We start from the raw sequence: 23,629 nt of genomic DNA on the forward strand, positions 1-23,629 counted from the left end.
CGCGAATACATGGAACCTGTTACGCGAAAACGGCGTTCAATGGAGTACACAGAGCGCGGCGTACGCCGCGGAAGGGGCGTGAAGGATGTCCACACAGGCGAAGGTCGCGGTCGGCGGCGTGGCGGTGGGAGTGATCCTGCTGTGGCTGCTGCCCTTCTGGGCGGCCCTCTTGGTCATGGTCGGGGTCCCGGCCGTCGCGTATCTGACGCTCGACTCCTCCCAACGACGCCGGCTCCGCCGCGTCAGCCGCAAACAGATCGGCCGCTGACCGAGCCCGAGCGCCCTCCCGCGCCACGCCGCGCCGTCCGCCCGGCGCCCGTCCAGCACCTGTCCGGCATCCTCGCCCGGCCTGAGCCTTGTCGGCTTGGGCCTTGCCTGGCTTGCGCCTCGGACGGTTCCGCCCTTCGTCCCCGGTGTCCCGCCCGCGCCCTGCCCGTTCCCGCGCGAACAGCCCACCGAAGCAGCCTGCCGAAGCAGTCCGCCGAAATCAGTCCGCTTCAGACCGGCCGTGCCGCCAACTCGTCGAGCGACGAGAGCAGCGCGGGAAGCGCAGGCCCGCGCCCCACCGGATGCACCTCACCCGGTTCGTCGTCCAGCAGCACGAACGCAATGTCATCGGTACGCGCGACCATGCTCCAGCCGGGACCGTCGACCCGCAGGGTGCGCGCCTCACCGGCCGCGAACGACGACCGCACCCGCCCGGGCGGCGGCGGCTCGCTCACATAACCGTGCGCCTCCTCCAGCACCCTCCGCACCCCCTTGTGCGCATGATCCCCCGGCTCGGCAAAGGTGTCCTCGTCATCCACCTGCTCGCGCCACGCCGCCCACTGCATGGCGATCTCGTCCGCGCCGAGCCGCCGTTGCGCAGGCCCCCACTCCTCGGCGTCCGGCGGCGCGAGCGGCGCCGGGTCGCCTTCCTGCGGCTCCGGATCGTGCGGCTGCGGCACACCCGGCGCCGCCACCGCGAGCGAGAGCGGCCAGCCGGGAAGCGCTCCGACGATGCTGTGCTCCCCGGGGGAGAGGTCGTACTCCATCCCGCAGTCCCAGGCCGCGATCGCACAGGCCACCAGCGACACGTCCTCCGTCGCCACGGTCCAGCGCGCGCCGTCACTGTCCTGACCGAGGACCAGCCCGTAGCCCTCCGCGTACGGTTCGAGGCCGAGGCCCGCACACACCTCGGGGTAGTCGTCGCCGAGCACGCTCGGGAACTGCGCGGGCGTCAGCAGCACCGCCGTCAGCACGAACAACTGGTCGTTGTCGGCGCTCTCGGTCGTGGGCACGCGAGCCTCCCCATCCAATCCATCGCGGAGTATGTCGGCGCACCCTAATTGGCTCGGTACGGGCTTGTCACCAGCCATACGCTGCGCAGATGTGTTTTTACAGCAGCCGGATGCACTTCGTGTGCCTGGGCTGCCGGGCCGCGTGGAAGAAGACGGCAACCTCACGGGGGCCGGGCCGCTGCCCGCAGTGCCGCGCCGAGCTTGATCGACGCGGGCGCCGACCTCGCCGTCCCCAGGCGGCGCGACGCAGCAGGCCGGCGCGCCCTGGAGGCCGTCCTGCGTGCGGGACTGGCCTTCCACGGCGGCTGCTGCGGTACGGGACCCGGCTACCGCCCGCGCACCCCGCGCGAGGTCCGGGAGCGGCTGGCGCTCGCCGGCCGCACCGGGATGCCGCTCACGAAGGCCCTGGCCGTGGCGGATCCCACGCGCATGCCCTTCAACGACCGCCCACGCCCCTGAAATTGGCCGTCGGAAAAGTCAGCGAACGTCGGCGGACGAAGGGGCGGCTGCCGCCAAGTGCGGGGCTATGGCGCTATGTCGTCTGCACGTTGTCCTCCGCACGTCCGTGGAGACGCCCAAGCGGTGGCGCGACGCCTACGGCTGGCGCCGTTCACCGGGTACCCCGCCCCTTGGGCAGGCAGCCCCGGCCAGGGCCTCTGGTCAGACCCCGCCCGGATGGCCCGCTACGCCCGGCGTACCGCCAGCGCCAGGTAGCGGGAGTCGCGGTCCTCGTACCGGATCAGGTCCCAGCCGCACGCCGCCAGGAGGGGCCGCAGATTCGGCTCGGCACGCAGGTCGTCGGGGGTGATCGGGCGGCCCTTGCGGGCGGCGAGGGCCGCCCGCCCGATGGGGTGGAAGAGCGCCAGCCGGCCACCGGGACGTACGGTCCTGGCGAGTTCGGTGAGGCCGCCCGCCGAGTCCGGCAGATGGGAGATGAGCCCGGCGGCGAAGACCGCGTCCAGCGCGGCGTCGGGCAGCGGCAGCCGGGTCACGTCGGCGAGCAGCAGCGCCGCGTAGCGGTCGCGCCCGGCCCGTACGGCGGCCTGCAGCATCTCGGGCGTGAGATCGGCGCCCAGCACCGTCCCGCGCGCTCCCACGGCTCCCCGGAGCGCGGACAGCGCGCGCCCCGTGCCGCAGCCGGCGTCCAGCACCCGGTCGCCCTCCCGGAGGCCCAGTTCGGCGGTGCCCGCCGCATAGGCGGGACCGTCGCCGGGGAACTTCGCATCCCAGCCGGCGGCGCGTGGCGCGAAGAACGCCCGGACCTCGTGCGGGCGGTCGGCGTGGTGGTCGCCGTGCTGGCCGGTCATCGGGCTCCTCCGGGGGCGGAACGGTCAGGGGGAGGGAGACGGTACAGGTAGGTCGTCGGGGCGCCCGTCCTCCGACCCGCTCCCGGACGTGACCCGCTCGGCCTCCCGCTTGCCCGGTGGTGCCCCACAGGGGTCCAACTACCATGAAGGGGACGGTTGATGAGTTTCTTGATCCGAAGACGTGGCGGCTTTGGCGAATCCGGGGAAATCCCCCTCAGCGGGGGGTACGGTCCACGCCATGGATTTCGGACGGCCCTCCGCCGCCGAAGGCTCCCTTCGTCGAGCCGTGGATCCGTACACCCCGTGACGCGCAGGACCCTGCATCCTGGAGGAGACGGCAGATGAACGCCGCACAAGGGGCCCCGGAGGGCGCAGCCCCGGGCCCCGACGCCGAGTTGACCCTGAAGATCTTAGTCGCGGGCGGCTTCGGCGTCGGCAAGACAACCCTGGTGGGCTCGGTCAGCGAGATCCACCCGCTGCGCACGGAGGAACGGCTCAGCGAGGCGGGCGAGACGGTGGACGACACCGGGGGAGTGGACGCCAAGGGCACCACCACGGTGGCGATGGACTTCGGCCGCATCACCATCAGGCAGGGACTGTCCCTCTACCTCTTCGGCACCCCCGGACAGGACCGCTTCTGGTTCCTGTGGGACGACCTCTCGGAGGGTGCGCTGGGCGCCGTGGTGCTGGCCGATACCCGGCGGCTGCAGGACTGTTTTCCGGCCGTCGACTACTTCGAGCGCCGGGCGATCCCGTTCCTGGTGGCCGTCAACTGCTTTGCGGAGGCCCGGTCCTACGGGGCCGACGAGGTCTCCCGCGCACTGGACCTGGACCGTGGTACCCCGGTGGTGCTCTGTGATGCGAGGGACCGGGACTCCGGCAAGGAAGTGCTGGTCCGGCTCGTCGAGCACGCGGGGCGGCGGCACTCCGCACGGGTGCTGGACTCGGTGGGCTGAACTGGCGGGCGGAGGTGGCGCGGACGCCGGACGGCGCGCGCCACGCACCCGTGCCCCTCAGCTCGCGACACCCGCGAGGGCGACGGCCTTGTCGATCCTGACCCGGACCACCACCTCGCCCGGAACGCCGTTGCGGGCGCCGTACTCCTGCGCACGGTCCTCGCCCATGTAGCGGGCCGCGATCCGGGTCGCCCAGTGACGGACGTCCGTCAGATCGTCGCTGATCTCCGCTGTTCCCTGCACGGACACGAAAGCGAACGGTGGCCGATCGTCGTCGACGCACAGTGCCACCCTGCCGTCCCGGGCGAGATTGCGTCCCTTGACCGTGTCCGCGCCGGTGTTGAACACCAGCTCGTCACCGTCCAGGAGGAACCACACCGGTGCGAGGTGCGGGCTGCCGTCGGCCCGTACGGTCGCCAGCTTCCCGGTACGCGTGCCCTCGGAAAGGAACCTCTGCCACTCATCCTTCGTCATCTTGTGTGCCATGCCGACATCCTCAGCCATGCGGCCCGCACACGCACCGTGTGGCACGCCGGACCGCGGGGCCGCTTGCCGAGACGGCGGAGGTGGGACAGGCTGGCACGGCAGTTCGCGGACCGCGGGCTGCCGTCCGGCCAGGGATGCGGACGGAGACACGGGGAGGAAGCAGCAATGGCATTGAGCAGCGGACTCGACTGGCTGCTGGACGATCTGACCAAGCGGGTGCAGAAGGTACGGCACGTGTTGGTGCTCTCCAACGACGGGCTGGTGACCGGGGCGAGCGAGCGACTGGAGCGGGAGGACGCCGAACATCTCGCGGCGGTCGCCTCGGGACTGCACAGCCTCGCGAAGGGCTCGGGGCTGCACTTCGGAATCGGCCGGGTGCGTCAGACCATGGTCGAATTCGACGACGGAGTGCTGTTCGTGACGGCCGCGGGAGACGGCAGCTGTCTGTGCGTGCTGGCGGGCGCCGACGCCGACATGGGGCAGATCGCCTACGAAATGACGCTGTTGGTCAATCGCGTCGGGGAGCATCTGGCCGTCGCGGCCCGCCAGCCGGAAAGTTATCCACAGGTCTGAGGCGGGGGTTGACCCGCTGTCGCCGCCTGCGGCTATCGTCGTCACTGTCAGTGATCGAACGAGGTGCGGGGGAAGCGACATGACAGTGGTGTGCGACGGGCAGCAGACGCTCACGACGGGGCGGGCGGCCCGCGAACTGGAGCTGCGGACAGGCGAGTTGGAGCTCGCCACCCAGCTCGGCGAAGTACGGACGGCCGCGGCCGGGGCCGACGGTCGGCCGGCCGGAGCCGGAGCGCTCGGCCGGCGCCGGGTTCCGGCGGAGGAGATCGCCCGGCTACAGGCCGAGCCGGGCTTCCCGGACGCGCTCCGCGAGCGGATCCGCGCAGTCAGCACGACCGAGGCCGCCGCTCTCATGGGCATCGGGCCCGGCCGGGCGGTCCGCCTGACCCGGGCGGGCTGTCTGGGCCCCGTCCGGTTCTATGTGAACCGCTTCGGCGCGGTGGTCTGGCTCTATCTCGCGGCCGAGGTGGCCGACTTCGCCGACCGTGAACCCGACCTGATGCGGGGCAACACCCCGGCGGCGATGCGGGTGATGCTCGACAGCGGACAGGACTGGCGGGCCCGCCAGTGGCGCAGCCGGCGGATCGCCCAGCTCATGGGGCAGACCGACGATCCCTGGGAAGCGGCCGCGGTGATCGCCGCCGTGCTGCCGCCGGAGGAACTGGCCTCGGTGGCCGAGAACCCGCTGGAGCGGTCCCTGCTGCGCCGGCTCAGGCCCACCCTGGCCTCCGTGATCACGGTGACCCCGGCCGCCAGGGAATCCTTCGAACGCGTCCTGACGGCGGATGAGTTCGACGAAGTCCTGTGGTACCGCGTCCATCTCTCCCGCTGCCTGGAAAGGGCCCGCAGGGAAGACCCGGGCCGCCCGCGGACACCGGTCGCCGTACCCTCCGCCGTCGCCCGCCCGGGTCAGTCCCCGAGCTTTCTGAACAGCCCTTCCTGGGATGGTCGGACACTTCCTGCAGTGCCCTGAACAACCCGTTCCGGGATTAGACAGGACGAAACAATCCCTCCTGGACGACCGAGACCAGCAGTCTGCCCTCGCGGTCGTAGATCCGTCCGCGGGCCAGGCCGCGGCCGCCGGTGGCGATGGGCGACTCCTGGTCGTAGAGGAACCACTCGTCCGCGCGGAACGGACGGTGGAACCACATCGCGTGGTCGAGCGAGGCCATATCGAACCCGCGCGGGCCCCAGAGGGGTTCGACGGGGATGCGGACGGCGTCGAGCAGTGTCATATCGCTGGCGTAGGTCAGCGCGCAGGTGTGCACGAGCGGGTCGTCGCCCAGCGGACCCACCGCGCGCATCCACACCGCGCTGCGGGGTTCCGCGCCCTCGATCTCCTCCGGGGTCCAGCGCAGCCGGTCGGCATACCGGATCTCGAAGGGCATCCGGCGGGCCATCCGCTCCAGCGACTCGGGCAGGCTGCGCAGGCGCTCGCGGACCTCTTCCGCGACCGTCGGCAGCTCCTCAGGGTCGGGAACCACCCGACGCAGCGGCAACTGGTGATCGAAGCCGGGTTCCGGCTTGTGGAAGGAGGCGGTCAGATTGAAGATCGTGCGTCCCTGCTGGACGGCGACGACCCGGCGGGTGGTGAAGGACCGCCCGTCGCGGACCCGCTCGACCAGGTACACGATCGGCACCCCGGGCCGGCCCGGGCGCAGGAAGTACGCATGGAGCGAGTGGACCGGGCGGTCCCCTTCCGTGGTCCGCCCGGCAGCCACCAGCGCCTGGCCCGCGACCTGCCCGCCGAAGACCCGCTGCAACGATTCCTGCGGGCTGCGGCCCCGGAAGATGTTCACCTCGATCTGCTCCAGGTCCAGCAGATCGACCAGCTTTTCGGCGGGATTGGTCATGACCGGTGGCCCTCCGTCAGATCCTTCGGCGGCCTCGGTCGAAGCCGTCGCCTCACAACTGACCCACATCCGTGACCCGCACCACCGCGCGCCCCTCCTCGTCGGAGGCGGCCAGGTCCACCTCCGCGGAGATGCCCCAGTCGTGATCACCGTTCGGGTCGGCGAAAGTCTGCCGCACCTTCCACAGTCCGTGCTCGGCATCCTCCTGAATCTGCAGCAGCTTCGGGCCGCGCGCGTCCGGGCCGGTGCCCAGCTCGTCGTATTCGTCCCAGTAGGCGTCCATCGCCTCGCCCCAGGCGTCCACGTCCCAGCCGGAATCGGCGTCCATCTCGCCGAGCTCCTCGACCTTGTCCAGCGCCGCCAGCTCCACCCGCCGGAACATCGCATTGCGCACCAGCACCCGGAACGCCCGCGCGTTGGACGTGACCGGCCGGACCTGATCCGCCCGCTCCGCGGCCTGCTCGGCCGTCTCCACCTCCGGGTTGGCGAGCTGTTCCCACTCGTCCAGCAGACTGGAGTCGACCTGCCGCACCATCTCGCCCAGCCAGGCGATGATGTCCTCGAAGTCCTCGGACTTCAGATCGTCCGGGACGGTGTGGTCCAGCGCCTTGTACGCACTCGCCAGGTAGCGCAGCACGATTCCCTCGGTGCGGGCCAGCTCGTAGAAGGACGTGAACTCCGTGAAGGTCATGGCGCGTTCGTACATATCGCGGATGACCGACTTCGGCGACAGCGGATGGTCGCCGACCCACGGGTGGCTCTTGCGGTACAGGCCGTAGGCGTGGAAGAGCAGTTCCTCCAGCGGCTTGGGGTACTCGACGTCCATGAGCCGTTCCATACGGTCTTCGTACTCGACGCCGTCGGCCTTCATCTGGGCGACCGCCTCGCCCCGGGCCTTGTTCTGCTGCGCGGCCAGGATCTGGCGCGGATCGTCCAGTGTGGACTCCACGACCGAGACCATGTCCAGCGCGTAGGACGGCGACTCCGGGTCGAGCAGGTCGAAGGCGGCCAGCGCGAACGTCGACAGCGGCTGATTGAGCGCGAAGTCCTGCTGAAGATCCACGGTCAGCCGGACGATCCGGCCCTCGGCGTCCGGCTCCGGCAGCCGCTCCACGATCCCGCCGTCCAGCAGCGAGCGGTAGATCGCGATGGCCCGCCGGATGTGCCGGAGCTGATTCCGGCGCGGCTCATGGTTGTCCTCGAGCAGCTTGCGCATCGCCTCGAACGCATTGCCCGGCCGGGCGATCACGGACAGCAGCATCGCGTGGGTCACCCGGAAGCGGGAGTTCAGCGGCTCCGGGTCGGACGCGATCAGCTTCTCGAAGGTGTTCTCACCCCAGTTGACGAAGCCCTCCGGTGCCTTCTTGCGCACCACCTTCCGGCGCTTCTTGGGGTCATCGCCCGCCTTGGCCAGCGCCTTCTCGTTCTCCACGACATGCTCGGGGGCCTGTGCGACCACAAAGCCCGCGGTGTCGAAGCCGGCCCGTCCTGCGCGACCCGCGATCTGGTGGAACTCCCGTGCCCGCAGCGTCCGCACCCGCGACCCGTCGTACTTGGTCAGCGCGGTGAACAAAACCGTACGAATAGGGACATTGACCCCCACGCCGAGGGTGTCCGTGCCGCAGATGACCTTCAGCAGGCCTGCCTGTGCCAGCTTCTCGACGAGCCTGCGGTACTTCGGCAGCATCCCGGCGTGGTGCACGCCGATGCCATGGCGGACATACCGCGACAGATTCCGGCCGAACTTGGTGGTGAACCGGAAATTCCCGATGAGCTCCGCGATCTGGTCCTTCTCGGCACGCGTGCACATATTGATGCTCATCAGCGCCTGCGCCCGTTCGACGGCGGCGGCCTGGGTGAAGTGCACGATATACACGGGCGCCTGGCGGGTTTCCAGCAGCTCGGTGAGGGTTTCCGTCATCGCCGTCGTGCGGTATTCGTACGACAGCGGCACCGGCCGCGTCGCCGAGCGCACCACCGACGTGGGCTTCCCCGTGCGCCGGGTCAGGTCCCCCTCGAAGCGCGACATATCGCCGAGCGTGGCCGACATCAGGATGAACTGCGCCTGCGGAAGTTCCAGCAGCGGAATCTGCCAGGCCCAACCACGGTCCGGTTCGGCATAGAAATGGAACTCGTCCATCACGACCTGGCCGATGTCGGCGTCCTTCCCGTCCCGCAGCGCTATCGAGGCAAGGACCTCGGCAGTGCAGCAGATGACCGGGGCATCGGCATTGACCGAGGCGTCACCGGTGAGCATGCCGACGTTCTCGGTGCCGAACATCTTGCACAGGTCGAAGAACTTCTCCGAGACCAGCGCCTTGATGGGGGCGGTGTAGAAGGTGACCTGATCATTGGCGAGCGCGGTGAAGTGCGCGCCGGCCGCCACCAGGCTCTTACCGGAACCGGTCGGGGTGGACAGGATGACGTTCGCCCCGGAGACCACCTCGATCAGCGCCTCCTCCTGGGCAGGGTAGAGCGAAATGCCCTGCTGCTCGGCCCAGCCCGAAAAGGCTTCGAAGAGGGCATCGGGGTCGGCGTCGTTCGGGAGATGATCGATGAGGGTCACGCCCCCATACTGCCTGTCTTCGGCCCGGATCAGGGAACCGGCGACCCGGAGGGAGCCCGGTTCAAGATCGACGAGGCCTGTGGCCGCCCGCCCGGAAGGCCCCCGGACCCTGCCCTCCCGGCCCCGGCGCCGGCTCGGGACGCCGTTCCGGCGCCCCCGGCCTGCGGAAATACGCCCCGTCGTGGCGCAAACGGGAGGGGAGAGAGGCGCCGCCCCATTACCCTCCGTACAGAGTTGAGGTCACACGGTTGCCGCCGGCATCACCCTCTGCGCCGACGCCCGGAGGGTGCGTGGCGCAGATCACGCGTGGGGCGTAGGGGCGGACGCTTCGGACCGTTCCGGTCCTCGCCGGTCGCCCGGTCGCCCGGTCGCCCGGTCGCCCGGTCGCCCGGTCGCCGGCCACTCACCACCGGCCACCCACCACCGACCAGCCCATCACCGACTTGCGACGACCGATCGTCGACGACCCACCACCGACCAGCCCATCACCGACTTGCGACGACCGATCGTCGACGACCCACCTCCGATCGCCGATCGTCGTGGGGGAGGAGGCGCGTGAGATGGCCTCCCTAGTTAGGGGCCAGGCGGGAGGGCCATCCCAACGGCATTCACCGTCCGAGCAGTTGGCGTCGCCTGCAGGGCGCGCCCCGATGGCATCATCCGGGACGACAGACAGGAAGGGGCGCGGGACGAGCAGTGGACCCTGGGCGGTGCCCATGGCCGCCGCCTGTCCGTCAGCCGGTCCTGCGGACGCTGCGCCCGTGCGGGGCGTGTGCCCATGTGCCCATGTGTCCGTGCGCTCGTGTGCCTGTGCGGGCGTGGCCTCACCCCCTCCTCGTAGGGAGATCATCTGACGCTACGCTGAGTCGCCGACCGGGCGTCAGGGGCGCGGCTCAGCAGTACGAGAGGCACACCGTCCGCGCCGGAGCACGAGCGCAAGAGAACCAAGAGAACAAGGGGTGGGAACAACCATGATGGGACCGGCGCACTCACTGTCCGGGGCCGCGGCCTGGCTGGGGGCGGGTGCGGCGGCCGCTGCCGCCGGACATCCCATGCCCTGGCCGGTGCTCGTCTGCGGAGCTCTGATCTGTGCCGGTGCGGCACTCGCCCCGGACCTCGACCACAAGTCCGCGACCATCTCGCGGGCCTTCGGGCCGCTCTCGCGGTGGCTGTGCGAACTGGTCGACGCGATCTCGCACGCGGTCTACAAGGCGACCAAGATGCGCGGTGACTCGAACCGCAACGGAGGCCACCGCACGCTCACCCACACCTGGGTGTGGGCCGTGCTGGTCGGCGCCGGGATGTCGCTGCTGGCGATGCAGGGCGGTCGCTGGGCCGTCCTCGGCATCCTCTTCGTCCATATGGTGCTCGCCATCGAGGGGCTGTTGTGGCGGGCGGCGCGGGTCTCCAGCGATGTGCTGGTGTGGCTGCTGGGCGCCGCCTCGGCCTGGATCCTGGCCGGCATTCTCGACCAGCCGGGCAACGGCGCGAGCTGGCTGTTCAGCGAGCCGGGGCAGCAGTACCTCTGGCTGGGGCTCCCGGTCGTACTCGGAGCGCTCGTCCACGACATCGGCGATGCCCTGACCGTCTCGGGCTGCCCCGTCCTGTGGCCCATCCCGATCGGCCGCAAGCGCTGGTACCCGGTGGGCCCGCCCAAGGGCATGCGCTTCAAGGCCGGCAGCTGGGTGGAGCTGAAGATACTGATGCCGGTGTTCATGCTGCTGGGCGGCGTCGGCGGGCTGAGCGCGCTCGGCTATCTCTGACGTGTATCTCTGACGTGCGCGACCCGGTCACCGAAGGCTGATGCGGAGGCATGGGGGAGGTCCTGCGTCCTTCCCGCGAGCCTCACGAAGCGGGCGCGCTCGTGGGCTCTGACCCGCGGGGTCGGCACGGAGCCTGCAGACCGTCGCTGTCGGTGGAATGTCGGTGCGTTGTAGGCCCAGCGGCACAGAATTGCCCGCATGGCTGAACTTGTCACCACCTCCACTGACGGCACGCCCGTCACTGCTCTCGATCACGGCAGAGGGCCGACGCTGCTCCTCGTACACGGGGGCGGTGGGGACGCCACGTCCTGGGACGGCGTCATGCGGTCGCTGGTCGACGACTTCCGGGTGGTCAGGATGACCCGGCGCGTCTATGCCCCGGGGGCGAGTATCCCGCCGATGCACTCCATGGCTGTCGAGGCGGCGGACGTGCTGGCAATCGCCGGACTCCTCGACCGGCCTGTGCTCGTGGTCGGTCACTCCTCGGGTGCGGTGGCCGTGTTGGAAGCCGCCTTGTCGGCGCCCGGGATGTTCGCAGGCTTGTTCCTCTACGAGCCGCCGATGCCCACCAGCTCGCTGGTCGGAGCGGAGGCGGCCCGGCGCGCCCGCGAGGCCCTCGCCGCAGGGGATCCGGGTGAGGCGATGCGGATCCACCTGCGGGACATCGTCCAACTCCCCGCGGAACTGGTCGACACCCTGGTCGTGGATCCGACGGGGCTGGCTGTGTTCGCTTCGAAGGCGGCGGGGCAGGTCGCCGATGTCGATGCGCTCGATGCGCTCGGGGTCGGCATCGACCGCTTCAGGCGGCTCGATGTGCCGACCACCCTGGTCGAGGGCGACATGAGCCCGGCGCACCTGCGGGAGCGACTGGCCGACTTGGCGGTCACCCTGCCCACGGCCCAGGTCCGCACCCTCGCGGGCCAGGGGCATGCGGCTCACCTCACAGCCCCTGAGGTACTGGCGGACGCGATCCGGGAGGCGGCCGAGCGGGTGTTCAGCTGACTTCTCGCCGGGGCTGAGGGGTGTGCCGAGGTGGTGTGCCCAACGGGCCGCAGTCCGTCCGGTGAAGGCCGGATGCCGCCGGCTCAAGCAGGTGACCGGGAACGTTTCCGGGTTCCCCTCAGCGGTTTCGTGGTGTGCGGACGGACGCGGTGCTTGCTTGCCCGGCCGCGCGCGTCCTGCCGCGAGATGGCGGGAACGGGTCTGATCGATGGGGAGGGTAGGCGTGTTCACATCGCGCGAACGCAGTGCAGCGCTGACGGAGTGGCAAGGGGAGGGCGTGGTCAAGGCGGTGGCTCTGCTGCTGCCCGGTGGGTTCGTCCGCAGTCGGCGGGGGCCGCTGAAGATCGCTGAGGTGGGACTGCAGGACCTGGTGGCCGAACTCACGGAGCGGGGACGCTCCGACGGCATCGCCGTGCACCTGCTCCACTACCGCTATCGGGGCTGGAACGGTGATGCCGCAGACACGGCCGTCGACACCCGCTGGGCGCTGGACGAGATCAGCCGTCGCTACGGCGACGTCCCCGTCGTACTGATCGGCAACTCGCTCGGTGGTCGCGCTGCCTTCTGGACTGCCGGCCACCCCTCCGTGGTGGGTGTGGCCGGTATCGCCCCCTGGCTGCCGGGCGGCGACCCGGTGGAGCATCTGGCGGGCCGCCGGGTGCTGATCATCCACGGTGAGCGGGACCGCAGTGCGGCGAGCGCCGCCCGATCGTTGGAGTACGCCAGGCGGGCCCGCGAAGTGGTGCCGGACCTGGGCCGGTACGAGGTGCCCGACGGCCGTCACTACCTGATCAAACGGGCCGACGACGTCCGCGCCCTCACCACGGCCTTTGTGCTCGCCGTCCTTGGAGCGGGGCCGTCGCCCGCCCCCTCCGGCGACCTGCGTACCCCGCTGCCGTCCCGGGCCGGGAGCCTTTCCGGGCCCTGATCCCGCGCCGGCGACGTCCTCGCGGCGACCTCGCGGAGGCCGCGCGCGCTGCGGTCGGCTCCGTAACAGCCGTGCCGGGCTCCGCCCGTGCCCCGTATCAGCCGTGCCAGGACCGCCACAGCGCGGCGTACGCGCCACCGGCCGAGACCAGTTCGTCGTGGCTGCCGAGCTCGCTGATCCGGCCTTCCTCGACGACCGCGATCACATCGGCGTCATGGGCGGTGTGCAGCCGGTGCGCGATCGCCACGACCGTACGGCCCTCCAGCACCCTGCTCAGCGAGCGCTCCAGATGGCGGGCCGCCCGCGGGTCGAGCAGGGACGTCGCCTCGTCCAGCACCAGGGTGTGCGGATCGGCGAGCACCAGCCGGGCCAGTGCGATCTGCTGGGCCTGGGCGGGCGTCAGCGTGTGGCCGCCCGAGCCCACCCCGGTGTCCAGCCCCTTGTCCAGGGCCCGCGCCCAGTCGTCGGCGTCCACCGCGCCGAGCGCCGCCCATAGTTCGGCATCGGCCGCACCGCTGCGCGCCAGCAGGAGGTTGTCGCGGAGCGAGCCGACGAAGACATGGTGTTCCTGGTTGACCAGTGCCACCTGCTCGCGGATCCGCTCGGCCGGCAGCGCGGAGAGTTCGGCGCCGCCCAGCGTGACGCTGCCCACCCGGGGGCCGTAGATGCCCGCCAGGAGCCGGCCCAGTGTCGACTTGCCGGCGCCGGAGGGCCCGACCAGCGCCAGCCGGGTCCCCGGACGGACCCGCAACGACACCTCCCGGAGCACATCGACGCCCGCACGGTAGCCGAAGCTGACCCCGTCGGCGCGGACCTCCCGGCCGTCCGGGAACCGCTCCGCAGCGGTGTCCTCCGGCTCGATCTCCCGGACGCCGACGAGCCGGGCGATGGACACCTGGGCCACCTGCAGCTCGTCGTACCAGCGCAGGACCATGCCGACCGGCTCGATCATCATCTGCGCCAGCAGTGCCCCGGTCGTCAGCTGCCCCGGAGTGATCCATCCCTGGATGACGAAGGCTCCGCCGAGCAGCAACACCGAGCCCAGGAGCAGCACATGGGTCAGATCGACGACGGGGAAGAGCACCGAGCGCAGATAGAGCGTGTAGCGCTCCCACTGGGTCCACGATCGGATCCGGTCCTCCGACAGGGCGATCCGGCGGGCGCCCAGCCGGTGAGCCTCGACCGTACGCCCCGCGTCCACGGACTCGGTGAGCACCGCGGACACCGCCGCGTAACCGGCCGCCTCGGAGCGGTAGGCGCTCGGTGCCCGTTTGAAGTACCAGCGGCAGCCGACGACCAGTAGTGGCAGGGCGATGAGTACGGACAGCGCGAGCGGCGGTGCGGTCACCGTCAGCCCGCCGAGCAGCAGCGCCACCCACACCACGCCGATGGACAGCTGCGGAACGGCCTCGCGCATCGCGCTGGAGAGCCGGTCGATATCGGTGGTGATCCGCGACAGCAGGTCGCCGGTGCCGGCCCGCTCCAGAACGCCCGGCGGCAGCGCCACGGACCGTACGAGGAAGTCCTCGCGCAGATCCGCGAGCATCTGCTCACCGAGCATCGCTCCCCGCAGCCGGACCATGCGGACGAACACCGTCTGGGCGGCCAGCGCCACGGCGAACAGCCCGATGGTGCGCTCCAGCGGGAGGTCACGGGCCCCCGCGGACAGCTTCTCGACGACTCCGCCGAGCAGATACGGGCCGGCCATGGAGGCGATCACCGCGGCCGCGTTCACGGCGACCAGCAGGGTGAACGCCCTGCGGTGACGGCGGATCAGGCCGCCGACATAGCTGCGCACCGTGGCCGGCGAGCCGACCGGAAGGGTGGTGAGGGTCTGCGGGGCGTCCGGATCGTGCTCCGGCGGCGCCAGGCCGATCATGCGGTCTCCTCGATCGGGGCGGTCGGCATGGCCGGCTCGGGGTCCGGTTCGCGGGTGACGATCGCGCGGTAGTCGGGGTGGCTGTGCAGCAGTTCGCGGTGGGTCGCCTCGGCGACGGCCTTCCCCTCCTGGAGGAACACCACCTGTTCGGCCCGGTCCAGCAGGAGCGTGCTGGAGGTGAGCACGACCGTCGTACGCCCCTTCCTGATCTCCCGCAGGCCCTCGGCGATCCGGGCCTCGGTGTGCGCGTCGACGGCGCTGGTCGGTTCGTCGAGCACCAGCACCTCCGGGTCGGCGACCAGCGACCTGGCGAGGGCGAGCCGCTGGCGCTGCCCGCCGGACAGCGAGCGGCCGCGCTCGGTGATGTGGGTGTGCATCGGGTCTCCCGAGTCGTCGGCGGACGCCTGCGCGAGCGCGGTCAGCACATCGCCGCACTGCGCAGCGGTCAGCGCCTCCTTCGCGCCCACCCGGCCGGATGCCGGTACGTCGAGCAGTTCGCCGAGCGTGCCCGAGAGCAGCATCGGGTCCTTGTCCTGGACGAGCACGGCACCACGGGCCGTGTCACGTGCCAGGTCGTCCAGCGGGGTGCCGCCGAGCACGACCGGGACCGGCACGGAGCGGTCTCCGCCGCCCTCGGCTGGCTGCGGCGGGTGTCCGCCGAGGCGTTCGGCGAGCCGGCCCGCGCTGTCGGGGTCGCCGCAGACCACCGCGGTCAGCCGGCCGGCCGCGGCGGTCAGGCCGCTGACCGGGTCGTGCAGATCGCCGGTGGGTGCCGCCTCGCGGCCCGTGTCCCGTCCGCCGGCCGGGCGGCTCTGTGCCAGTACGCGGGCCGTGCGCGTGGTGGACGGTTTGGCGAAGGAATAGGCCTGGGCGATCTCTTCGAAGTGTCTGAGGGGGAGGAGCAGGAAGGTGACCGCGCTGTAGACGGTGACGAGATCGCCGACGGCGAGGGTGCCGTCGAGGGCCAGCCGGGTGCCGTACCAGACCACCGCGATGAGCAGCAGGCCCGGCAGCAGTACCTGGATGGCCGAGATCAGCGACCACATCCGGGCGCTGCGGACGGCAGCCTGGCGCACTTCCTGGGAGGCGCTGCGGTAGCGGCCGAGGAAAAGCTCCTCGCCGCCGATGCCGCGCAGGACGCGCAGTCCGGCGACGGTGTCGGAGGCCAGCTCGGTGGCCTGGCCGGCCTTCTCGCGCTGTGCGTCGGCGCGCCGGGTGGCGTGCGGCAGCAACGGCAGTACGGCCAGGGCCATGACGGGCACGCCGACGGCTACCAGGACGCCGAGCTCCGGCCGGTAGAGGGCCAGGGCGACGGAGACGCCGATGGCGGCGACCGCGGCGGCAGCGAACCGGGAGAGCGCTTCGACGAACCAGCCGATCTTCTCCAGGTCGCCGGTGCTGACGGCGACGATCTCGCCGGCCGCGACCCGCCGCGTCATGGCCGATCCCAGTTCCGTGGTCTTGCGGGCGAGCAGTTGCTGCATCCGGGCGACGGCGGTGATCCAGTTGGTGACGGCCGCGCGGTGCAGCATCGTGCCACCGATCGCGATCAGGGCGCCCAGGGCCAGGATCAGGGAGCCGGCCAGGAGGAGCCGCCCGGCGTCGCGGTCCACCACGGCCTGGACGGCCATACCCACCGGCACCGGGGAGGCGGCGATGCCGCCGAAGTTCACCAGCCCCCAGGCGAGGGCCTTGAGCTGCCCGCCGAGCTGTTGTGCGCACAGCCAGCGGAGAAAGGCGCCGCCCGTACGGACGTCAGGGACGCCCGGGTCGGGATGCGGAAGGTCGCGAATGTGCATGATGTCCCAGGCGAAGTCGTGGTGGGTGGGCGGCAACAGGCCGTTGCGGCAGGCGAAATGCCCCTCTCGCCCGTCTCGTTTCCGGCGGAGGTCCTGGAAGACTGGCCCGCGACGTGGGCGGATTTCAAACGGTTTTTCCGCTGTGGCCATGCGATCCGGACAATCGTGCGGTGGCGGCCCGCGGGCGGCGTCGGGTGCCCGCCGGCTGCCAGGCCGACGGTGCGACCATGGGCGTCATGCGAACAGCGGGCAGTGCGATGCGGATGGCGGCGGTGGTTGCGGCGGGACTGGTCCTTCTGGCGGGCTGTGGCGGCGGTGCGACCGGCGGCAAGGACGGGGACGGCAAGGGCGAGGGCGCGGGTAAGGGGGAGCGCCCCGGCGGCCCGGCCCGGGGCGCGTCGGCCACCACCCACCTCAAGAACATCCCCGAGGTCGGCACTGCCCTGCGGTCGCGGATCCCGGCCGGCTCCCGGCAGGTCGTGGCGGTCTACGGCAAGGGCGTGAACTCCACCCAGGCCACGGTCGTCCTCTACGACAAGGGCACCAAGGGCTGGGACCGCAAGGGCAGTTGGACCGCCCACAACGGCCGGCGCGGCTGGACGGTGGACCACCACGAAGGGGACAAGCGCAGCCCCGTCGGGGTCTTCCCGCTCACCGATGCCGGCGGGGTGCTCCAGGACCCCGGCGCCAAGCTGCCCTATACGCACTCATCGGCGTTCACCCCGCCGTCGTACTGGTCCAGGAACACCCGGCACGACTTCGACTACGTCGTCGCGATCAACTACAACCGCGTGAAGGGAACCTCCCCGCTGGACCCGACCCGTCCGCAGGGCGAGTCCAAGGGCGGCGGGGTCTGGCTGCACCTGGACCACGGCAGTGGAACCTCCGCATGTGTCAGCGTCCCGAAGGCCGGGATGCAGGCATTGCTGCGCGCCCTCGATCCCGCGCGGCACCCCGTGGTGGTCATGGGGGACAGGGCGCACCTGGCGGGGTGAGCGCCCGGGGCGCGGTGCGCGTCCGAGGGGCGCGCGCCACCGGACCACCCGCGACACCGGAGGCCACGGGCCCGGCCGGCGCACCGCCGCCCGCCGGGCCCCGCACCGTTGCGGGCCTTACCCCTCCGGCTTGGACGAATCCATCCCCGGCCGCGCCTTCTTCCACAGCCCGCGGGTGAAGTCGGGGATCTCCTGCGGGGCGCCGTTCGCCTTGATCGAGAGGTCGCTCAGCGGCACCGGCGCGGTCCAGGTCGCCGCGTCATAGACATCGAAGTCCGGTACCAGGCCGAGCCGCATGCACTGCATCAGCCGGAAGACCAGCATGTAGTCCATGCCGCCGTGCCCGCCGGGCGGATTGGCGTGCTCCTTCCAGAGCCAGTGGTCCCACTCCGCGTACTTGGCGAAGTCGCCCCACTCGTCGTTGCTCTGGTCCGGCTCCAGGTAGATCCGCTCGGGGTAGTCCTCGAAGAGGCCCTTGGTGCCGCCGAGGCTGTTGATCCGGCTGTAGGGGTGCGGGGTGGAGACGTCGTGCTCCAGCCGGATCACCCGCCCCTTGGCGGTCTGGACGAGGCTGATCGTCCGGTCGCTCCCGATGTACGACTCCTTCCAGCTGGGGTCGTTCGCCGGCATGTGCTCCTTGCGGTACTTGGCGAGGCCGAGGGCGGGCGTGCCGATGCTGGAGATGCGCACGGCGCGGTCCCCGCGGTTGATGTCCATGTAGTTGGCGACCGGGCCGAAACCGTGGTTGGGGTAGAGGTCGCCGCGCAGCCGGGTGTGCCACAGCCGCCGCCACGGCCCCTCGTAGTACGTGGGGTCGAACATCAGGCCGCGCAGATCGTGGATGTACGCACCGGCGCCGTGCAGCAGATCGCCGAACAGGCCCGCATGGGCCATCCGCAGCACCCGCATCTCATTCCTGCCGTAGCAGCAGTTCTCCAGCTGCATACAGTGTCTGCGGGTGCGCTCGGAGAGGTGGACCAGTTCCCACAGCTGGTCCAGACGCAGCGCGAGGGGGCATTCCACGCCCACGTGCTTGCCGTTGAGCATCGCCGTCTTCGCCATCTCGAAGTGCCGGTCCCACGGCGTGGCCGCGTACACGAAGTCGATGTCGCCGCGCCGGCAGAGGTTTTCGAAGTCCTGGTCGCCGTTGGTGTAGACGGCGGGCGCCGGCTGTCCCGCAGCGGTGACCTTCTTGGCGGCCTTGGCGGTCTTGTCCTTCACCGGATCGCACAGGGCGACGACGCGGACGCCCGGCATCGCGAGAAAGAGGTCGATCATCGTGCCGCCGCGGTTGCCGAGTCCGATGATGCCGACGCGGACGGTGCTGCGCCGCTCGAACGGCACCCCGATCATGGTTCTGCCCTTGGCGTCGGGCGACGCGGCGGCGGCCGTGGCGGATTCGGCCGCCGCGGTCGTCGAGGGTGCGGCCGCCGCGGCCGGTCCGGACGGCAGGCCGCCGAGCCCGAGTCCGGCGCCCGCCGCACCGGCGGTCCACAGCACCGAACGGCGGCTCGGACCAGCCTCGTCGTGGTTGCCGTCGTGGTGGTGGTCGTGGTCGTGGTTCTGCGAGGGTGCCTCGTTCATCGGTCCTCCAGGGGAGCGGTGGTGTGCCGGGGCATACGTGAACCTCGGTCAGGACCCTGTCGGTCGGCGGCCTGAGGCACAAGAGGGCCGATTGGACTCTTGATGCGGCGCTCTTGGACTCTTTGCCGCAATACCGGACGGCTCATGGCAACACCGGAGATGCCGTCACCCGCACCTTTCGCAAGTCGCTGAAAAGTCTTGCGGAAAACCTTGACGTGTCCACAAGGCAAACGGCAGGCTCCGATGCGGACATCCCCCCATGGCGGCCCGGCGCGTGGCTGCACTCGCGGGCGCGGTGCGTCCTGCCGTGCCCCATGACCAAGGAGCCGCAAGATGCAGCAACGTTCCCGTGTGCTGGGCGGGGCGCTGGCCGGAGTGCTGGCCGCGGCCGGCCTCGCCACCTTCGCGCCGTGGTCCTCCCAGGCCGCCCCAGCCGGTGAAAAGACCGTCACCGCCACCCTGTTCGAGTGGAAGTACGCAGAGGTCGCCAAGGCCTGCCGCACGCAGCTGGGCCCGGCCGGCTACGGCTATGTCGAGGTCTCGCCCGCCTCGGAGCACATCCAGGGCGACCAGTGGTGGACCTCGTACCAGCCCGTCAGCTACAAGATCGCCGGACGGCTGGGCGACCGGAACGCGTTCGCCTCGATGGTCAGCGCCTGCCACGGCGCGGGCGTCAAGGTCATCGCCGACGCCGTCATCAACCACATGGCGGCAGGCGGCGGTACGGGCACCGGCGGCACCCGGTACAGCAAGTACCACTACCCGGGTTACTACCAGGACCAGGACTTCCACGGCTGCCGCAAGAGCATCTCCGACTACACCAACCGCGACGACGTCCAGAACTGCGAACTCGTCGGGCTCGCCGACCTCGACACCGGCAGCGACCACGTCCGCACCACCATCGCCAAGTACCTTGACGACCTGCGGTCGCTGGGCGTGGACGGCTTCCGGGTGGACGCCGCCAAGCACATCTCCGCCACCGACCTCGCCGCCGTCAAGGGCAAGATGCACGACCCCGGTTACTGGGTGCAGGAGGTCATCCACGGCGCCGGCGAGGCGGTGCAGCCCGAGGAGTACACCGGCATCGGCGATGTCGACGAGTTCCGCTACGGCACCCACCTCAAGAGTGCCTTCCAGAGCGGCAACCTTGCGCAACTGAAGTCCGTCGCCGACGGCAAGCTCGGCAGCGACAAGGCCCGCACCTTCGTCGACAACTGGGACACCGAGCGCAACGGCTCCACGCTGACCTACAAGGACGGCGCCGCCTACACCCTCGCCAACGTCTTCATGCTGGCCTCGCCGTACGGCTCACCGAACGTCTACTCCGGCTACGAGTGGACCGACAAGGACGCCGGACCGCCCAGCGGCAGCGGCGGCTGGACCAACGAACACGCCAAGCAGGCGATCACCGGGATGGTGGGCTTCCGCAACGCGGTGGGCTCGGCGGAGCTGACGGACTGGTGGGACAACGGGGGCAGCGCCCTCGCCTTCGGCCGGGGCGGCAAGGGATTCGTGGCCCTCAACAACGGCGACGCCGAGTTGCACCAGACCTTTGCGACCTCGCTGCCGGCCGGCACGTACTGCAATGTCGTCGCCGCGGCGCCGTCCTCCTGTGAAGGGCACACGGTCACCGTCGGGAACGACGGCAAGGCGCAGCTCTCGGTCCCGGCCAAGGGAGCGGTGGCGCTGCACGTCACCCGCTGAGGCGCGCCCCCGAAGGCAGCTCACGGGCGGGGCGGGTGGCCCGCTCCAGCGCCAGGAGGGCCGAGCAATAGCCTCGGCCCTCCGCTGCCTGGTCCATGCCGATCTCGCACATCCGGTTCGCCGACAGATACGCGTCGAAGTGCCGGGTGTTCACCTCGGCTGCTTCCTTCGCGGTGGCCGACTCCGTGAGCTCCTTGTGCAGCATCCCGCGGTCACCGGCGAAGGCGCAGCAGCCCGCGTCGTCCGGCACCACCACCTCCCGTGCACACGCCCCGGCGACCCGGCGCAGTTGCTCCTCGGCCCCCAAGTGCTGCAGGGAACAGGTGGGATGGAGCACCGCGGAGCCGACCGTGCGCAGGATGTCCAGCCGCGGCAGCAGCTCCTCGGCGGCCCAGACCACCGAGTCGACGACCGTCAGCCCGGCGTGCAGTGCGGCATTGTCCGGCGTCAGATACGGCACCACCTCACGGCCGAGGCCCAGGGTGCACGAGGACGCGTCCACCAGCAGCGGCAGCCTGCCGCCGGCCGTCCACCCCCAGGCCGCCTCGACGATGCGGTTGGCCATCAGCACGTTGCCGCGCCGGTACCCCTTGGAGTGCCAGATGGTGGCGCAGCAGGTCCCGGCCACGTCCGACGGGATCCACACCGGCCGGCCCGCCCGCTGCGACACCGCCACCACCGCCTCGGGCAACGACGGCCCCCGGTACTCCGCGGGCTCACCGAAGATCCGGTTCACACATGCCGGGTAGTAGACCGCCGCCGCCCCGGACCTCCGTGTCGCGGGCAGCGTACGGGCCGCCGCGCCGGGCATCCGCGGGAGCCATTCGGGCACCAGGTCGGGGCGTACGGCCCTGCGGGCGGCGCGGGTCAGCGACGCCGTCAGCCGGTCGCCGAGCCGGTCGGCGGCGGCCACCGCCAGCCGTGCCGCCCGCTCGGCGGCCTTGAAGTGGCGGGCGGACCGTGCGGCGACCCACTCCTCGCGCGGCGAGTGGCGCCGGTGCCGGAAGTCCCTCATCAGCGCGCCGGTGTCGATCCCCACCGGGCAGGCCGGCCGGCAGAGCGAGTCGCCGGCGCAGGTGTCCACCGCGTCATGGCCGTACGACTCCAGCAGCGCGGCGGTGACCGGTGAGCCCGGTGACTGCCGCGCCATCTCGCGCAGCAGCACGATCCGTTGGCGGGGCGTGGTGGTCAGATCCCCGCTGGGGCAGGCCGGCTCGCAAAAGCCGCACTCGATGCAGGGGTCGGCAGGGGCCTCGGTCTCCGGGATGGTCTTGAGCCCCCGCAGATGCGCCCGCGGATCGCGGTCGAGCAGGATGCGCGGAGCCAGAATGCCGTGCGGATCCACGGTCTCCTTGATCCGCCACATCAACTCCGTTGCCCGCGGCCCCCATTCGAGCTCCAGGAACGGTGCGATGTTCCGGCCGGTGGCATGCTCCGCCTTCAGCGATCCGTCGAAGCGCCGGACGGTCAGCCGGCAGAAGGCGTCCATGAAGGCGGCGTAGCGCGCCACGTCCGCCGGGTCCGCCGCGTCGAAGGCGAGCAGGAAGTGCAGATTGCCGTGTGCGGCATGGCCCGCGACCGCCGCCTCGAAGCCGTGCCGCGCCTGCAGTTCCCGCAGGGCCGTACAGGCCTCGGCGAGCCGGTCCGGCGGCACCGCGAAGTCCTCCGTGATCAGCGTCGTACCGGGCGGCCGGCTGCCGCCCACCGCGGTCACGAACGCCTTGCGGGCCTTCCAGTAGCCGCCGATGGCCGCCGGGTCCCGGGTGAAGGCGTTGGTGACGGACGCGACCGGAGCGATCAGCTCCAGCTCCGGCAGCACCTGGGCCGCGGCCCGTTCGTACGCCTCCCGGGCGGCCTCGTCGGGCGCCCGGAACTCCACCAGCAGCGCGGCGGTCTCCCGGGGCAGCGCCGCCCAGTCGGCCGGTACTCCGGCCACGCTCACCGAGGCGCGCAGGGTATTGACGTCCATCAGCTCCACGGCCCGCGCCCCCGCCTCGTTGAACCGCGGTACGGCCGCGGCCGCGGCACTCAGCGTCGGGAAGAACAGCAGCGCGCTGGACGTGTGCCGGTCCAACGGAAGGGTGCCGAAGACCGTCTCGGCGATGAAGCCGAGGGTGCCCTCGGAGCCGACCGTCAGGCCGCGCAGGATCTCCACCGGCGTCGCGCCGTCGAGAAAGGCGTCCAGACGGTAGCCGTTGGTGTTCTTGATCCGGTACTTGGCACGGATCCGGGCCACCAGCTCCCCGTCCGCCTCGATCTCCGCCTTGAGCGCCAGCAGGCCCGCGCACAGCGCCGGCTCGGCGTGCGCCAGTTCCGTGTCGGCGTCCGGCTGCGCGGTGTCCACGACCGTGCCCGACGGCAGGACGAGGGTGACCGAGGCCAGCGTCCGGTAGGAGTTACGGGTGGTGCCGGCCGTCATCCCGGAGGCGTTGTTGGCGACCACACCGCCCACCGTGCAGGCGACGGCACTGGCCGGATCGGGCCCGAGCAGCCGCCCGTAGCGGGCCAGGGTGGTGTTGGCGCGCAGCACGGTGGTGCCGGGCCGGATCCGGGCGCGGGCGCCGCCGTCGAGCACCTGGATCCCGCTCCAGTGCCGGCGCACGTCGACGAGGATGTCCTCGCCCTGCGCCTGGCCGTTGAGCGAGGTCCCGGCGGCCCGGAAGACGACGTTGCGGCCCTTGCCATGGGCGTAGGAGAACACCGCGGAGATGTCGTCAAGGTCCTCGGCCACCACCACGACCTGCGGGACGAAGCGGTACGGACTGGCGTCGGAGGCGTAGCGGACCAGGTCGGAGACCTTGTGGAGCACCTTGTCGGGGCCCAGGAGCGCGATCAGTTCGCTGCGCAGCGGCTCGGGGGTGCCCAGGGCCCGCCGGTCGGCCACCCGGTCGTGCGCGGGGCTGCCGGTCGCGGTGGGGCGCAGGGCCTGTGGGTCCGGTTCCAGCAGGGGCATG

19 protein-coding genes are annotated in these 23,629 nt (G+C 71.2%); 10 read left to right on the forward strand and 9 right to left on the reverse strand.

What is annotated here, in order from left to right:
- Positions 1-85: 85 nt before the first annotated feature.
- Positions 86-268, forward strand: coding sequence for a tail-anchor membrane protein (locus ABR737_RS38765; protein ID WP_030077786.1), 183 nt, complete (start codon positions 86-88; stop codon positions 266-268).
- Between the two features lie 229 nt (positions 269-497).
- On the opposite strand, the gene ABR737_RS38770 is transcribed toward ABR737_RS38765, so the two are convergent.
- The gene (locus ABR737_RS38770) at positions 498-1,280 is read right to left on the reverse strand and encodes a hypothetical protein (protein WP_350255845.1); all 783 of its coding nucleotides are present in this window, start codon (positions 1,278-1,280) and stop codon (positions 498-500) included.
- A gap of 201 nt (positions 1,281-1,481) precedes the next feature.
- Here ABR737_RS38770 and ABR737_RS38775 point away from each other — a divergent pair, with 201 nt between their 5' ends.
- Positions 1,482-1,739, forward strand: a complete 258-nt coding sequence (locus ABR737_RS38775; protein WP_350255846.1) for a hypothetical protein — start codon at positions 1,482-1,484, stop codon at positions 1,737-1,739.
- A 224-nt stretch (positions 1,740-1,963) separates the two neighbouring features.
- Here ABR737_RS38775 and ABR737_RS38780 read toward each other — a convergent pair whose 3' ends face one another.
- Positions 1,964-2,587 carry a class I SAM-dependent methyltransferase gene (locus tag ABR737_RS38780; RefSeq protein WP_350255847.1) on the reverse strand — a complete coding sequence of 208 codons (624 nt, stop codon included), beginning with the start codon at positions 2,585-2,587 and terminating at the stop codon, positions 1,964-1,966.
- A 341-nt stretch (positions 2,588-2,928) separates the two neighbouring features.
- Here ABR737_RS38780 and ABR737_RS38785 point away from each other — a divergent pair, with 341 nt between their 5' ends.
- Positions 2,929-3,543: a GTP-binding protein gene (locus tag ABR737_RS38785; protein ID WP_350255848.1), complete on the forward strand. Its 615-nt coding sequence runs from the start codon at positions 2,929-2,931 to the stop codon at positions 3,541-3,543.
- 57 nt (positions 3,544-3,600) lie between these two features.
- Here the strand turns inward: ABR737_RS38785 and ABR737_RS38790 are convergent, their stop codons facing one another.
- Entirely contained in the window at positions 3,601-4,029 is a 429-nt protein-coding gene (locus tag ABR737_RS38790; protein WP_350255849.1) for a PPOX class F420-dependent oxidoreductase, read from the reverse strand.
- 165 nt (positions 4,030-4,194) lie between these two features.
- Between ABR737_RS38790 and ABR737_RS38795 the strand changes: the two genes are divergently transcribed.
- Positions 4,195-4,602 (forward strand): roadblock/LC7 domain-containing protein, encoded by a 408-nt coding sequence (locus ABR737_RS38795; RefSeq protein ID WP_350255850.1) that lies wholly within the window; start codon positions 4,195-4,197, stop codon positions 4,600-4,602.
- Positions 4,603-4,681: 79 nt separating this feature from the next.
- Entirely contained in the window at positions 4,682-5,575 is an 894-nt protein-coding gene (locus ABR737_RS38800) for a DUF6397 family protein (RefSeq protein WP_350255851.1), read from the forward strand.
- A 16-nt stretch (positions 5,576-5,591) separates the two neighbouring features.
- On the opposite strand, the gene ABR737_RS38805 is transcribed toward ABR737_RS38800, so the two are convergent.
- Both ABR737_RS38805 and ABR737_RS38810 read right to left on the reverse strand, forming a co-directional pair.
- A complete protein-coding gene (locus ABR737_RS38805) occupies positions 5,592-6,455 on the reverse strand; it encodes an acyl-CoA thioesterase (RefSeq protein WP_350255852.1) in 864 nt (287 codons plus the stop codon).
- Positions 6,456-6,507: 52 nt separating this feature from the next.
- Positions 6,508-9,021 (reverse strand): DEAD/DEAH box helicase, encoded by a 2,514-nt coding sequence (locus ABR737_RS38810; RefSeq protein ID WP_350255853.1) that lies wholly within the window; start codon positions 9,019-9,021, stop codon positions 6,508-6,510.
- A gap of 971 nt (positions 9,022-9,992) precedes the next feature.
- On the opposite strand from ABR737_RS38810, the gene ABR737_RS38815 reads away from it, so the two are divergent.
- The 3 genes from ABR737_RS38815 (at position 9,993) to ABR737_RS38825 (ending at position 12,714) form a co-directional block, all read left to right on the forward strand.
- On the forward strand, positions 9,993-10,784 hold the full coding sequence (locus ABR737_RS38815; protein WP_350255854.1) for a metal-dependent hydrolase: 792 nt from the start codon (positions 9,993-9,995) through the stop codon (positions 10,782-10,784).
- Positions 10,785-10,982: 198 nt separating this feature from the next.
- Positions 10,983-11,786, forward strand: coding sequence for an alpha/beta fold hydrolase (locus tag ABR737_RS38820; protein WP_350255855.1), 804 nt, complete (start codon positions 10,983-10,985; stop codon positions 11,784-11,786).
- 223 nt (positions 11,787-12,009) lie between these two features.
- Entirely contained in the window at positions 12,010-12,714 is a 705-nt protein-coding gene (locus tag ABR737_RS38825) for an alpha/beta hydrolase (protein ID WP_350255856.1), read from the forward strand.
- A gap of 97 nt (positions 12,715-12,811) precedes the next feature.
- On the opposite strand, the gene ABR737_RS38830 is transcribed toward ABR737_RS38825, so the two are convergent.
- Positions 12,812-14,593, reverse strand: a complete 1,782-nt coding sequence (locus ABR737_RS38830; RefSeq protein WP_350255857.1) for an ABC transporter ATP-binding protein — start codon at positions 14,591-14,593, stop codon at positions 12,812-12,814.
- Positions 14,590-16,392, reverse strand: coding sequence for an ABC transporter transmembrane domain-containing protein (locus ABR737_RS38835; RefSeq protein ID WP_350257094.1), 1,803 nt, complete (start codon positions 16,390-16,392; stop codon positions 14,590-14,592). The genes ABR737_RS38830 and ABR737_RS38835 overlap by 4 nt, the downstream gene beginning before the upstream one ends.
- A 227-nt stretch (positions 16,393-16,619) precedes the next feature.
- On the opposite strand from ABR737_RS38835, the gene ABR737_RS38840 reads away from it, so the two are divergent.
- Entirely contained in the window at positions 16,620-17,387 is a 768-nt protein-coding gene (locus tag ABR737_RS38840) for a hypothetical protein (RefSeq protein ID WP_502964442.1), read from the forward strand.
- Positions 17,388-17,504: 117 nt separating this feature from the next.
- Here the strand turns inward: ABR737_RS38840 and ABR737_RS38845 are convergent, their stop codons facing one another.
- Positions 17,505-18,971 carry a Gfo/Idh/MocA family protein gene (locus ABR737_RS38845; RefSeq protein WP_350255859.1) on the reverse strand — a complete coding sequence of 489 codons (1,467 nt, stop codon included), beginning with the start codon at positions 18,969-18,971 and terminating at the stop codon, positions 17,505-17,507.
- A gap of 333 nt (positions 18,972-19,304) precedes the next feature.
- Here ABR737_RS38845 and ABR737_RS38850 point away from each other — a divergent pair, with 333 nt between their 5' ends.
- Positions 19,305-20,675: an alpha-amylase gene (locus ABR737_RS38850; protein WP_350255860.1), complete on the forward strand. Its 1,371-nt coding sequence runs from the start codon at positions 19,305-19,307 to the stop codon at positions 20,673-20,675.
- On the opposite strand, the gene ABR737_RS38855 is transcribed toward ABR737_RS38850, so the two are convergent.
- The gene (locus ABR737_RS38855; RefSeq protein ID WP_350255861.1) at positions 20,665-23,628 is read right to left on the reverse strand and encodes an FAD-binding and (Fe-S)-binding domain-containing protein; all 2,964 of its coding nucleotides are present in this window, start codon (positions 23,626-23,628) and stop codon (positions 20,665-20,667) included. The genes ABR737_RS38850 and ABR737_RS38855 overlap by 11 nt on opposite strands.
- Between the last annotated feature and the right edge of the window lies 1 nt (position 23,629).

Origin of the sequence: Streptomyces sp. Edi2, assembly GCF_040253635.1 — a bacterium.
Lineage (GTDB): Bacteria > Actinomycetota > Actinomycetes > Streptomycetales > Streptomycetaceae > Streptomyces.